General features: G+C 41.3%; 9 protein-coding genes and 2 pseudogenes. 4 read left to right on the forward strand and 7 right to left on the reverse strand.

Annotated elements, in window-relative coordinates; genetic code table 11:
• Window positions 1-82 precede the first annotated feature (82 nt).
• The 3 genes from ACGEDC_RS05120 to ACGEDC_RS05130 are packed head-to-tail and all read left to right on the forward strand — an operon-like array spanning window position 83 to window position 2434.
• Window positions 83-430: a PepSY domain-containing protein gene (locus tag ACGEDC_RS05120; protein ID WP_055024943.1), complete on the forward strand. Its 348-nt coding sequence runs from the start codon at window positions 83-85 to the stop codon at window positions 428-430.
• Window positions 411-1085: a response regulator gene (locus ACGEDC_RS05125; RefSeq protein ID WP_055024944.1), complete on the forward strand. Its 675-nt coding sequence runs from the start codon at window positions 411-413 to the stop codon at window positions 1083-1085. The genes ACGEDC_RS05120 and ACGEDC_RS05125 overlap by 20 nt, the downstream gene beginning before the upstream one ends.
• On the forward strand, window positions 1082-2434 hold the full coding sequence (locus ACGEDC_RS05130) for an ATP-binding protein (protein ID WP_055024945.1): 1353 nt from the start codon (window positions 1082-1084) through the stop codon (window positions 2432-2434). The genes ACGEDC_RS05125 and ACGEDC_RS05130 overlap by 4 nt, the downstream gene beginning before the upstream one ends.
• A gap of 118 nt (window positions 2435-2552) precedes the next feature.
• On the opposite strand, the gene ACGEDC_RS05135 is transcribed toward ACGEDC_RS05130, so the two are convergent.
• The 7 genes and pseudogenes from ACGEDC_RS05135 to ACGEDC_RS05165 all read right to left on the reverse strand — a co-directional run bounded on the left by ACGEDC_RS05135 (window position 2553) and on the right by ACGEDC_RS05165 (window position 12058).
• On the reverse strand, window positions 2553-3353 hold the full coding sequence (locus tag ACGEDC_RS05135; RefSeq protein WP_394496892.1) for a DUF1338 domain-containing protein: 801 nt from the start codon (window positions 3351-3353) through the stop codon (window positions 2553-2555).
• Between the two features lie 65 nt (window positions 3354-3418).
• A pseudogene (gene astD, locus ACGEDC_RS05140) lies at window positions 3419-4878 on the reverse strand (succinylglutamate-semialdehyde dehydrogenase).
• Window positions 4879-4889: 11 nt separating this feature from the next.
• Window positions 4890-5909 (reverse strand): arginine N-succinyltransferase, encoded by a 1020-nt coding sequence (astA, locus tag ACGEDC_RS05145; RefSeq protein ID WP_055024948.1) that lies wholly within the window; start codon window positions 5907-5909, stop codon window positions 4890-4892.
• A 109-nt stretch (window positions 5910-6018) separates the two neighbouring features.
• Entirely contained in the window at window positions 6019-7236 is a 1218-nt protein-coding gene (locus ACGEDC_RS05150; protein ID WP_055024949.1) for an aspartate aminotransferase family protein, read from the reverse strand.
• A gap of 337 nt (window positions 7237-7573) precedes the next feature.
• Window positions 7574-8716, reverse strand: a complete 1143-nt coding sequence (locus tag ACGEDC_RS05155) for an HDOD domain-containing protein (protein WP_065109438.1) — start codon at window positions 8714-8716, stop codon at window positions 7574-7576.
• Between the two features lie 144 nt (window positions 8717-8860).
• A pseudogene (locus ACGEDC_RS05160) lies at window positions 8861-11343 on the reverse strand (prolyl oligopeptidase family serine peptidase).
• 142 nt (window positions 11344-11485) lie between these two features.
• Window positions 11486-12058 (reverse strand): anthranilate synthase component II, encoded by a 573-nt coding sequence (locus tag ACGEDC_RS05165; RefSeq protein ID WP_192023083.1) that lies wholly within the window; start codon window positions 12056-12058, stop codon window positions 11486-11488.
• Window positions 12059-12239: 181 nt separating this feature from the next.
• On the opposite strand from ACGEDC_RS05165, the gene ACGEDC_RS05170 reads away from it, so the two are divergent.
• Window positions 12240-13490, forward strand: a complete 1251-nt coding sequence (locus tag ACGEDC_RS05170) for a hypothetical protein (protein WP_394496896.1) — start codon at window positions 12240-12242, stop codon at window positions 13488-13490.
• Window positions 13491-13591: the final 101 nt, after the last annotated feature.

Consider the following 13591-nt stretch of genomic DNA (forward strand, 5'->3'; position numbering starts at 1 on the left):
AGCTTCAGCTTGATTTAAGGGTGATTAATTAAAGTGATAATTAGTAAATCTAATTATCACTTTTTTTATGGGAGTCTTTCCGATGAGGCAGCTATCTGTGCTACTTATCAGCGTTATTGTAACTACTCTCAGTTCCCTACCCGCTCACGCGATTAAAAATGAGCTTCAACATGACGAAGTTCAGCGCTTGGTCACATCAGGTAGCATTCAATCACTTGATTATTCCCTTACTTTACTTGCACAATACTGTGATGGTGAATTAATTGATGCCAGCCTCTATCAAGAGGATGATAAATGGCGTTATGATTTGCAATTAAAGTTAAAAAAAGGGCATGTCATCCATTTATTTCTCGATGCAACAAATGGGATGCCAGAGTCAATGGACCAACTACCAAGTGAATGCCAAATAAATGAAACTGCTACTCGTTGAAGATAATACCCTTTTAGTTGCTGAGCTTGAAAAACAACTAAAACAAGCTGGCTATGTCACCGATGTTACCGACAAAGCTGTTGAAGCTGATTACCTAATAAAAGAAACACAATACGACTGTGTCATTTTAGACATTGGCTTACCCGATGGTAATGGCCTAACGCTAGTGGAATCTTGGCGAGAAAAAGGCATCGACACACCAGTAATAATGCTGACAGCACGTAGCCAGTGGCATGAGAAAGTAGAAGGCTTCAATGCAGGTGCTGACGATTACCTCGCAAAACCTTTCCATGCGCAAGAGCTATTAGCACGTGTGCAAGCACTTATCCATCGTGCCCATGGCCGACTCAATACCGCATCAAAACAATTAAGCTATGGTGGCATTACACTTGATGAAGCTGAGCAAAGAGTTCACATCGGTGAAAATCATTATGAGCTAACGGCAATGGAATTTAGATTATTAAAAATATTCCTGATGTCGCCTAAAAAGTTGTTGTCCAAAGCCCAACTGACCGACAAACTTTACCAGTTTGATGATGAAAAAGAGTCTAATGTGGTCGAAGTTTACGTGACTCATTTACGTAAAAAACTCGGTAAAACAGCTATTGAAACTCGTCGTGGCCAAGGATATATCTTTCACGGCATCGTAGAATGATTTCAATCCGCAGTAAGCTAAGTCTCTGGCTTAGCGGACTCATTATTATTGCAACAGTTATTGGGCTCATTTTGTTTGAGTCCATGCTGCGACAAGCTTTTCACGACTCCATCATCAATCGTCTTGAAGAAGATTTAGAGCACATCATTCTAGCCAGTCACATCAATTCTGGCGAAATCATCATAGATCAGAATGAATTATCCAGCTTTTACAAACCCGCATACTCAGGTCGCTACTTTCAATTCAACTCTGACAACCAAGTGATCCGTTCACGCTCTTTGTGGGATGTTCAGCTTGATATTGAACTGTTAGCCCAAAATCAAACCCGAGTGTGGCAAGCCAAAGGCCCCAAAAATAATGACATGCAGTTATTATCTATAGGCATTGGCTCAACTAGCGGTGATAAAGTGGCTACGTTAACTGTGGCACAAGATTTAAGTATTGGTAGACGGGTCTTCAGTGAAGTATTTGGCACTAAATTGGCCATCAATATCGCTATGTTATTAGCGATGATTTTTGGTATTTTTATTATCTTACGCCAATCATTTAAGCCGGTTAAATATATCCAAGATTCCTTAGCTAAATTACGCCAAGGTGAAATTAATGCACTTGAGCTTAATCAAATACCCGTTGAAATTAAGCCGCTCGCTGAAACTTACAATGAACTGCTTGATTACACTGCCAATCAAATTGAACGTAGCCGAAATAACCTCGGTAATTTGAGTCATGGATTAAAAACCCCATTAGCCGTGATGCAACAACAGGTAGAAGTGCTTGGTCTGTCTAACCCTGAAGCAGCCGAAGCGATGCAGCAGCAGTTAGACCAAATCCGCAATATGATTGAGCGAAAGCTCACTGCAGCCAGAATTACTGGTGATATGTTGCCAGCAGCTCAGATGGTCATTCCGCGAGACTTTGAAGCGTTAACTTCAACGTTAGATAAGGTTCATCATCAAAAGAGTATCACCTGCGACATTCAGGTTGAAGCAGATATAGCTCGACTGCCTATCCATCGAGAAGATGGAATGGAATTATTTGGTAACTTACTCGATAACGCCTATAAATGGGCAGAATCAAATATTAGTTTAACTATAAAATCGATTAATCAAGTGCTCACGCTATACATCGAAGATGATGGTCCGGGTGTCAATGATAGCCAATTAACCCAGCTAACTAACAGAGGGAAACGGTTAGATGAGGGCGTAATGGGTCATGGGCTGGGCCTGTCTATCGTAAAAGAGATTATAGAGCAGTATGGTTACTCTTTATCATTTAGTCGCTCAGAGCGCTTTGGCGGCCTTTGTGTCACGATTGTGTTTGATAACCCTAAAGTCAAAACGCTAAGTTAACCTTATTGCATTAGCCGAATCGCTTTTCTAGCCCTTTCAATACAAAGTTAAATTACAAAAAAGCCCTGATAGTGCACTACCAGGGCTTTTATATTACACGTGTTGGTATGTCGATGACTTACCCAGCAGCGTTAGTGCTTTCAAATATCTTATCTGCAGATGCCGCCACAAAGCCTGTATATAAGTTGCCATCAGCCATTGGGTAACGGCGTGCAAACTCATAAAAACAAGTTGGAATTTCAAGTTCACCATCAGCAAAGTCAACCACCATGCGGTCAGCCATTGTTGAAGATTGCTCAAGTAACACTTCTGGCGAGCCTTTCACTTCGCCACCCGATGTATTTAATGTAAAGCCAGCACCTTTAAGCGCTTCATTAACGACTTCAATTTTTTCAAACTCAGGTAATGCGTTAATCGACACAGTGAAATGGTTTGCACGGTAGCCAATCGCAGCCACCCAAGCAGCATACTCACTCTCCGCTAGTAAGGTGTTATAGCTGGCCAAATCAACTTGCCAATGACGGCCTGAATATAAGAAGTTATCCGCTTTAGTATCTGCAACATCAACTTGATCAATTAAGCCATGAATAATGGTTTGTGCAGCTTCGCTAAACTCTTCAACTAACAGTTCAGAGATAAACACTTTTGGCTGATTAGGATCTGGATGTTCAAAATGCTTAGCAACTAATTTTTTCTGCTCAAAATTATAGTCACCACAAGCGACATAACCAATTGACTCAAAATGTGCAGCCAGTACAGACAAATTAACTTTAGCAATGTTAAACGTGCGCAGCGCAATATGATCATTAATGATCGGCTCACCCTTGCTTAGCAATTGGTGAATGCTGTCTGCTGATGGGGTCATGTTAATGTAATCTTGCCAAAGAGCAGCAAATAATGCATTTACGTCAGTGTGCATAAAAAATCCTTCTTTAAAAAAGGCAATGACCGAAAGTCATTGCCTTAAGTCAGCGTCACCCAATACTAGATTGATAGTCCTGGGCTTAAATTAGCAGGTAAACTCACACTGTCAGCTTCAACAGAAGCAACAGGATAAGCACAATAGTCAGCAGCATAAAATGCACTTGCTCTATGGTTACCAGAAGCACCTACGCCACCGAATGGAGCCGATCCTGATGCACCTGTAATTTGCTTGTTCCAGTTAACAATACCGGCACGAATACGTGCTAAGAAGTAGTCATAATCTTCACGGCTGTCAGCCAAAATACCTGCAGACAGGCCATAACGTGTGTTATTCGCCATATCAATCGCTTGGTCAAAACCTTGGTATCTTACAAGCTGTAACAGCGGGCCAAAATATTCTTCATCAGGCAGTTCGGCAATGGCAGTAACATCAATCAGACCAGGTGTAACAAGACCAGTACCTGATTCAACATGTGTTAATTCAATTAAAGACTGACCACCTAAGGCTTGTAGTTCCGCTTGGGCTGCAACCATACCTTTTGCTGCGCCTTCTGAAATCATTGAGCCCATAAATGGTTGTGGTTGAGCATTCCAGCTACCCACTTTAATTTGCTTAATGGCGCTAATTAGCTGCTCAATCAATGCATCACCCGCTGCACCTTCTTGCACGTATAAACGACGGGCACAGGTACAACGCTGACCTGATGAGATATAAGCTGATTGAATAATATCGTGCACGGCTGCTTTAGTGTCATTCACATCCTTGATTATGAGTGGGTTATTCCCCCCATTTCAAGAGCAAGAATTTTACCTGGATGACCTGCATATTGCTGATGCAATAAATGGCCAGTACGAGAACTACCTGTAAAGAATAAACCATCAATTTGAGGGTGCGATGCTAATGCTTTACCTGTTTCAAGCTCACCTTGAACAAGATTAATCACACCTTGTGGTAAACCAGCTTTTTCCCATAGTTTAAGCATTTCTTCAGCCACTTTTGGCGTTAACTCTGAAGGCTTAAATACCACGGTATTACCTGCAAGCAATGCAGGAACGATATGACCATTAGGTAAATGGCCTGGGAAGTTATAAGGACCAAATACAGCAACAACTCCATGTGGCTTATGACGAAGAACAGCACGCCCTGCCGGAATATCATTGATTTCTGTACCTGTACGCTTATCATGGGCTGCAGCAGACAAACCAATTTTACCAATCATTGCACCGACTTCAGTTGCTGTTTCCCACTGCGGCTTACCTGTCTCTTGAGCAATCACTTCAGCCAATTCTGCTTTGTGCGCTTCAAGTTCACTTCGATACGCTTCAACAATCGCTAAGCGAGCATCGTAACCTAACATGAACCAATCAAACTGTGCGGCTCTTGCGGCATCGATTGCTGTATTAACTTGGGCCGCTGTCGCTGTTTTACCGCTCCAAATCACCTCGCCATTTGCAGGGTTTACAGAAGTCACATTATGGCCTTCACCATGAGACCATTGGCCTTTAATAAATTGTGTCATTTGTTTGTGTCCTAAAGTTCTAGTACGCGAATATTATCGCCTGCTGCCACTTTTAATGCTTCTGCCAATTCAGGGCTAAGCGTGACATTGTCATGTTTATCAGAGACTAAGACTCGTGCAGAAGTCGCACGATAATCCGCTAATAATGTATTAGCGACGATGTATTGATGATCTGCATGTGGCATTTTGCCAATTTTGACGGTCAGCTCACGGCTTTGTTGAACAGAGCGGATATCAGATAAAGCACATTCAACTGTCGGGCCGCCATCAAAAATATCGACGTAATTTCTAAATTTAAACCCTTCAGCCTGCAGTAGTTTGAGTGCGGGCTTAGTATTACGATGAACTTCACCAATCACTTTTTGCGCTTTTTTAGGTAATAAGCACACATGAATTGGGCTTCTTGGCATCATTTCAGCCATAAAGGCTTTTTTGCCCAAACCTGATAAATAATCAGCTTCAACAAAGTCGATACCTAAGAAATGGTCTTGCAACCACTCATAAAAAGGTGAATCGCCTTTCTCATCACTTACACCACGCATCTCAGCAATCACTGTGCTACCAAAACGTTGCTCATGTTGAGCAAGGAATAAAAAGCGCGAACGAGAAAGCATACGACCGTTATAACCACGACGGTAAGCTTTATTGAGAAATAAAGTGCATAACTCTGCAGCGCCTGTGTAGTCATGGCATAAGGTGAGTGTTTCAACTTCATTACGCACTGATATTTGCTTTGAATGGTACACTTCTGTGCCTAAGCGGTAATGATAAAACGCATCTTCCATTCCAACGGCAGCTTCAATACCACAGGTACCGACAACTTCATTGGTTTTAAGATCTTCAAGCACCATCAAATAGCCTTCATCAAAAGGCTTTTCAACTTGCTTGGCAAAAGAGGCTTCTGCACGAGCGATTTTCGATCTTAATAGCTCTTCGTTCACAGGTAGGGAGGTAAACCCGTGGCCTGATTCAACAGCTACTTTGTATAGAGCATCGTAATCACTGGCGCGAATTGGTCGAATGATTAGCATCAAACTCTCCTTGAAATAACCAAATAAAAAATGACATGAGCAACACTCACTTCATTTCATTGGCAATCCAAACTAAAAAGCGCAGCTTAACGCTGCGCCAATAGATAGATTAACCTGCTACTACTTTAGCTACTGCACGTTCAAAACGCGCTAAGCCTTCAGCAATATCAGCTTCAGGGATAACAAGAGACGGCGCAAAACGCACTACGTTAGCACCTGCAATCAGGCTCATTAGACCTTCAGCAACAGACGCAACAAGGAAATCACGACTGCGACCAGCATACTCTTCGTTTAACACGGCACCAAGTAACATACCTTGGCCACGAACTTCAGAGAATACGTTATATTTAGCGTTAATTGCTGCTAAACCGTCACGGAACAATTGCTCACGGTGCTTAACGCCATTTAATACTTCAGGTGTGTTAACCACGTCCATGACAGCATTACCGATAGCACATGCTAAAGGGTTACCGCCGTATGTTGAACCATGAGTACCAATTTTAAGATGTGCTGCAATTTTTGCAGTGGTTAGCATTGCTGCAATTGGGAAACCACCACCTAATGCTTTAGCACTGGTTAAAATGTCAGGTACGATATCAGTCCCCATGTAAGCAAATAACTCACCTGTACGACCTACACCAGTTTGTACTTCATCGAAAATAACTAAAGCATCATGCTTATCAGCTAGAGCACGAACTGCTTTTAAAAATTCAGGGTCACCATTGATGATCCCGCCCTCGCCTTGTAATGGCTCAAGCATAATGGCACATGTGTTATCTGAGATAACCGCTTCTAATGCGGCGATGTCATTAAATGGTACGTGCGTAACGCTTTGTGGCTTAGGGCCAAAGCCATCAGAGTAAGCTGCTTGCCCACCAACGGTCACAGTGAAGAAAGTACGGCCATGGAAAGCTTTATCAAATGCAATGATTTGATCTTTTTGTGGACCGTGATTTTCAAGTGCGTAACGACGAGCCAATTTTAGGGCTGCTTCGTTTGCTTCTGCACCAGAGTTAGCAAAATAAACACGTTCTGCGAATGTTGCATTAACAAGCTTAGTCGCTAGTTCAAGTGCAGGCTCATTCGTCATTACGTTAGATAGGTGCCACAGTTTTTCACCTTGTTCTTTGAGGGCGCCAACCAATGCTGGGTGACAATGACCTAAACAGTTCACTGCAATACCACCAGCAAAATCAATAAACTCATTACCTTCTTGGTCCCAAACTCGGCTACCTTCACCGCGAACTGGGATTACAGCTGCAGGCGCATAATTAGGCACCATAACTTGATCAAATTGGGCACGTGTTAAGTTCATTTCAACGCTCATTGCTTTTCGTTCCTTTAGGTTTATAAGTGACTAAACATCACTCTAGTCCGCTATCTATATTGGTTTTGGTTTAGTGTTGTAGCGGTTGCTTGTATTACTTGAAGGACATTATTAGCTAAAATGTGATCAAAATACCAGTTTTTAGCTGTTAACTATTCATTACCGAAATGATTAATGCATAAAGAATGACAAAAAGGCGCATACAAAGTGTTTATACTGCTTAATTTGAGCATAAATAGTCATAAAAAAAGTTATTTGAATGAAAATTACTTAGCTATTCACCATAAATGAATAAATACACAGGCGAATAGCAAGTCTTTATACGAAATAAGGCCGATTAAACAAGATCCAGTTTGCGGTAGTTTTGCGCTTTCAGTCTGATGAGTTCTTGCTCAGTAAACTCATAATAATCGAACATGACACGCTTTTCTTGAGGATCAATTAGGCGAGACTCCTCCAATAAAAGCACTTTGGCATAACAGCTGGCCTTAGCAACAATTGCGCTCTCTGCCGAGAACTCACTAAAGTGGTAATTAAAATCGAGCTCTTTTAGTAGTTTTGTTAATTTACTATTTTCAAATTCTAATAAATCCAGTATTTGCCAATTAAGCTGCTCACCATATGACATCACTTTCTCAAATACATCCATTGACGGGAATTCAGAGGCCATTACAGCATCATAAAGCGTCTTATCGCCTTTAGCACTGGTTTCCCTAAGCCAAGTTCCCCATGTCGTCTCAAATTGTCTCGCGGCGGAGTTAAGGATCGTCGCACTACCGAGCTGCTTCATCAAAGAAGCACTGTAAACCAATGCTACATTTTTTCCATGTAGCACAGCTAAAGCCTTAGCAGCAATTGCACTCATCATGCTGTAGCGCCATAATTTCCGCGTGATCCAAATAAGATTAGCATTGCCACTTGGTAACCAATTGCGCAGGCAAAAGTATGGGATCACAGCTTGTAGGTTTTCAATGCCAATGTAGTTCAATACCAATTTTATATCAGTGACTTTAACTTCAGAGCGTTGTGGCCGTCTGTGGCTTGAGGCTGGACTATTAATTAAGTTAACTAAGTCAGTATATAGCCAAGATATATTCTCCACGAGTGGACGTATGCGGCGTAAATCAGGGTCTTTATTCAGCAATAAGTCCAATAACAACACTTGAGACTCTTCAATGCCTGATTGTTCAAGCATTTGTTGTGGTGAGTTAATCTGATGCTCAAGCGAATTATTGACAGTTTTAGACAATTGTTGGGAAATCCGTGCCAGTATCTGCTGAGCTTTAGCTTGTTCTTCCATGCGGGCTTTAATGGCTTGGCGCTCAACTTCCAACTTATTAGCATCATCTTCTAATTGTTTATCACGATCATCAAACTGCTGGGTTAGTTTTTCTTTCCCAACGATCAGTTGTTTATATAATCGACGTTCCACTTCAATTACTTTACCGGGCCTTACTCCGCCCGCTACCGACACTGCCACTGTGCTTAAACCTTCTGATTTTTCGAATTATGAGTGATGATAAATGATATCGGCCTCATTTTGTAACAATTGAGCGATTAAAGCTGTCTTACTAATAAAAAAGGCTCCCATTAGGGAGCCTTGCTAATCAATTAAGTTGAACAATTATTTAAGCTCTTGCTCGAACAATTTGTAAATACGGCGATATTCATCCAACCAACTTGATGGCTGTCTAAACCCATGTGGTTCTACAGGGTAAATAGCCGTTTCAAACATCGGCTTTTCCAGCTCAATTAAACGCTGTACTAGACGTACACTGTCTTGGAAGAAGACATTATCATCCAACACACCACTCATAATTAATAATGGCTTCTCTAATCCTTGAGCGTGCTCTATCGGTGAGCTTCGTTCGTAAGCAATCGGATCCACATCAGGTGTATTTAAAATATTAGAAGTATAAGGAGCATTATAGTGAGCCCAGTCAGTTACAGGGCGTAAAGCCGCGCCCGCTTGGAATAGCTCAGGTTCATTAAACAACGCCATAAAGGTCAAGAAGCCACCGTACGATCCGCCATATGTGCCAACTTTAGCAGCGTCAACATTGGCATTTTTAGCCATCCAGTTCACACCATCTTTTAAGTCTTCGACTTCTGGGTGTCCCATATTACGATAAACGGCTGTACGCCAATCTCTGCCGTAGCCTTTTGAACCACGATAATCCATATCCATCACAACATAGCCTTGCTGAGTCAGCAAGTTATGGAACATGAACTCACGGAAGTAACCAGAAAATCCATTGTGGGCATTTTGTAAATAGCCAGCACCATGGTTAAAAATAACGGCAGGATATTTCGATGCATTATTAGCATCGTAACCTTGCGGCACATAGACTCGCGCATAAATGTCTTTAGCACCGTGACTCGATGGTACTTTAACCACTTTAGGCGCTTGCCATGCATAATGACTAAATGCATTGCTGGTGTAATTGGTCAACTGCTTTGCTTCACCACCGATTGGTTGGATAAACAATTCGTTAGGCTTAATCGCTGTTGACGCAGTTAATAATAATGATTGACCATTAGGGCTCAACTCATAGTCTAATGTACCTGTATGCTGTGTTAACTGCTCAGTATTTCCTGAAGCTAACTCAACTCGGTACACATTATATGTTCCTGGATGTTTTTTGTTTGCACGGTAATATAAGTGCGTCGCATCTGGGGATAATGTGACTTGATCAACCACATAATCACCTTGCGTTAAGCGTGTGGTTTTGCCCTCAGACTTAACATAAAGCTGAGAGTATCCCGTTTCTTCAGATAAGTAATAGAAACTATTTGTACCTGTTACCCAACCAAACTGGTTGAAGGTATAGTTTATCCATGCATCATCATGTAAGCGATGCTCTGTGATTAACTTGCCATTACTTAAATCAACACTGGCGATCCAACGATCTTTGTTATCAACCGCTTCCATCATGACGAGCAGTTTATTGTCAGTATCGTGCCATTGAATTGCAGTTTGATCCCAACCCCAATCTTGCATTAACTGAACAGTTCGAGGCGCAGGCTTACTTTTATACGTCTCACCCTTTGCCTTTGCGTTTTCTGATTTTACCGATGCCAATACATCTTCATCAAAACCAGTTAAACCTTCGATTGTGACATCTTTTTTAGCATGCTCAACAAGGTCTAGAATAACTAAACGCTCACCAGGGTAACTATCTTCAGCAACACGTGCTCGCGCAGGTACGGCATCTACATAACCATCTTTGCCAAGATAGTTAGGCATAATGTCATGTTCAGCACGCCAGCTATAATTTTTATCTGATAATGACACCACTAGGTAGCGACCATCTGCTGACAAACTCATCTGATTAACTTTTTCGTTGTCACCTAAGTACCAAGTCTTAGCAGCAAAAGTGGGATCTATTGCAGCAAGTTCTTCAGCATACTCCGCACGGGTTTTATTTTTTGAATGCTGTAAAGCCACATACTCAATTAATCTATGTTGCTGCTTTGCTATATAAGTATCAGGATCAACCACACCTTTTGGTGCTTTAGCCATTTGAATATCAGCTAATTGTTCAGTCATACCGGAATTAAGGTGTAATTTAAACACGCTATTGCCTTGCATATATGCAAGTGCACCATCTGTTAAAAACTGAACTGAGTTAATGGCGTTGTTCTGACGAGTTAATTGTTTCACTTCGCCATTAGCGAGTGATTTTACAAAAATGTTGCCTTGATAAAGGTAGGCTTTTTTGATTTATCAGCGTTAAGCACACCGTGCTTTTGATCAGCAAGATGCAATTGATTTAAGCCAAGTAACTGAGCCTGCTCATCATTAACACCCTGTTGATATAAATCAGCAATAGGTGATTGGTGCTGCTGACGATTGAAGTATACTGATTGACTATCGTCTGCCCAATAAGCGTTTTTAGCCAATAAACCCATCCAATCAGGATTGGCCATAATTTGATTTAATGTGAGTGGCTTGTCAGCTTGTGGTGGCATCGCTAATGGAACTGAAGCACTGGCTGATTGATTTGTTACTGTAGAAGAGTCACTGTTGTTTGCTGTAGCACTGCAACCTGAAATAATTGCAATTGATAATGCACTCAGCGCCGCATTACGCAGAAGCCTGGTCATATTAAATCCCTTGTCATCAAAGATGGCTGAAATATTCTCACCTAAACGTTAAATCATTTGGTAAGTACTTTTATTATTCGCCTTTTATATCACAAATAATGACAATATTTGTGGGGATTTTTCAGTAAAGTTGTAACAGAAGTTAGCTTAGCGTAAGAAAGTTATCCAGCAGTTCATGACCTTGCTCAGTCAGAATCGCTTCAGGATGAAATTGAACTCCGTAAATCGGCAGCGTTTTATGACTCATACCCATAATTTCTCGACCATGGACCGGATCATCATACCAAGCATCTAATTCAAAGCTTTCCGGTAACGATTCAACGAGCAAAGAGTGATATCGAGTTACTGTTAAGGGTTGATTTAGTTTAGTAAATAAACCTGTTTCACTATGCGTAATAGCACTTGTTTTACCATGCATTACTCTGGCCGCTTTGATGACTTTAGCTCCAAATACCTGAGCTATAGCTTGATGACCTAAGCACACACCCAATATCGGCAGCTTTCCTGCGAAATATTCAATTGCAGCGAGCGAAATACCTGATTCATTGGGAGAACACGGGCCTGGTGAAATGATTAAATGGCTCGGGTTAATTGCCTCAATGTCACTAATCGTGACTTCATCATTTCTTTTCACGATGATGTCATAACCTAACTGCTGGAAATATTGCACCAGATTAAAGGTAAATGAGTCATAGTTATCAATCATCAACAGCATCGAGAGTCCCGGCAATTAAGCGCCATATAAAACATGAGTCGTTTAAGAATTGGCGGATAATAGCATAGCTTTTTTCTCCACTTAAGCTTTTAGCCTCAACTAAGAATTTAATGGCTGTAACGATGAGTAGCTAGGTTATAATCTTTTTAATAAATGCGTTACCTGTTTGGACTAAAATTACATGCAAACCCACATACAAGAAATCTGCAATGTCAGCTTATACTTTATTGGCGATGTCTATGGGCGTCTGGATAAATTAACTGAGTTACTCACTGAGATAGATTTCGATATTGACGATCCCGAGTCCAGTATACAATTTGTGAAGTTAGTATTTTGTGGGAATTTATTAGCAAAGCACAACTCGGATCATTGTGATTCGTCGACAACAGACTCTCAGCCTGAGATTGAACATTTAGCACTGTTAAAAATGGTCAAATTATTGGTCGATAAAGGCCATGCTTATTGTTTACTTGGGCAACACGAATATGAAGTTATAGGTTGGAGTAAACATCACCCAATTACTGATAATCCCTACCTTGAAGCCTCTAGTGCGCCATTATTCAATCAAGAATTACAACACTCGCAAGCGCTGTTATTTGAATGGGTAGATTGGTTTATGGCATTACCAATATACATGGACTTTGGGCACATACGCGCAATCCATGCCTGTTGGGATGATAAAGTGATTAAAAGCCTTAATGCGTACCTCACTGGTGAAGCATCAAATGATGCTCAGCCAAACAGTTTATCGCAACAGTTTTGGCCTGCCGCCTTTGACTCTCAGCATCCATTAAATAAGCTCATTGCAACCTGTCTTGATTACCCAACCATGACACTAACCGAGCTACACCCTCACTCAGCACTCAAGGTCCCTGTTGTCATTGGTCATTATCCCCAAGACACCTACCCCGATATTATCAATGAGCAACTGGTTTGTATTAATTACAACCCCGCAAAACAAGACTATCCTCTAGTGAGTTTTGCTTGGCACCAAGGTCGTAAAAAATCCCTTGATGTTGAATCTGCACAGGACGCTCAAATGAGTCTTGGAGAGTTTTGTTTTATCGACCAACCGAGTGCGGAAGAATGCATAGCAGAGGGCACAGAAAACTTGCTAGACGCAATTGTTTCTACATTAGATACGCCACAATTAGATGAAGCAGCATTAATTCGTTTACATGAAAAGGTAGCGATTAGCCTTTGTACTGAATGGGATCCACTTGGTATTAAGCAAACCATGCATGCTAGGCATCCTTATCAGCCCTTAGTCAAACCTGTTACTCAGTTAGCACTCGCCCAAGATACAGACAAGTTAACGGCTTACTTAGCCATTGTTAGCCGCTTTCAGCTTGAGACAGATAATGATAACTTGGAAAATAGCAGCTTGAAAACGGCCTATAAACTCACAAGGTTGGCCAATAATTACTTGTAGATTAAGCACAAAGAATCAAAACGACTAAGTCCGATGACACGATTAAGTCCCATAACACGATTAAGTCTAATAAAAATGATTAAGTCCAATAACAAAAAAAC

Source organism: Shewanella sp. ENK2, from assembly GCF_043568515.1.
Taxonomy (GTDB): Bacteria; Pseudomonadota; Gammaproteobacteria; order Enterobacterales; family Shewanellaceae; genus Shewanella; species Shewanella japonica.

What these genes read in the sequence shown, in the direction of transcription:
- ACGEDC_RS05135 (WP_394496892.1), bottom strand. Translation starts at nt 3,353, where the DNA reads ATGCACACTGACGTAAATGCATTATTTGCTGCTCTTTGGCAAGATTAC.
- ACGEDC_RS05130 (WP_055024945.1), top strand. Translation starts at nt 1,082, where the DNA reads ATGATTTCAATCCGCAGTAAGCTAAGTCTCTGGCTTAGCGGACTCATT.
- ACGEDC_RS05120 (WP_055024943.1), top strand. Translation starts at nt 83, where the DNA reads ATGAGGCAGCTATCTGTGCTACTTATCAGCGTTATTGTAACTACTCTC.
- ACGEDC_RS05165 (WP_192023083.1), bottom strand. Translation starts at nt 12,058, where the DNA reads ATGCTGTTGATGATTGATAACTATGACTCATTTACCTTTAATCTGGTG.
- ACGEDC_RS05170 (WP_394496896.1), top strand. Translation starts at nt 12,240, where the DNA reads ATGCAAACCCACATACAAGAAATCTGCAATGTCAGCTTATACTTTATT.
- ACGEDC_RS05125 (WP_055024944.1), top strand. Translation starts at nt 411, where the DNA reads ATGAAACTGCTACTCGTTGAAGATAATACCCTTTTAGTTGCTGAGCTT.
- astA (WP_055024948.1), bottom strand. Translation starts at nt 5,909, where the DNA reads ATGCTAATCATTCGACCAATTCGCGCCAGTGATTACGATGCTCTATAC.
- ACGEDC_RS05150 (WP_055024949.1), bottom strand. Translation starts at nt 7,236, where the DNA reads ATGAGCGTTGAAATGAACTTAACACGTGCCCAATTTGATCAAGTTATG.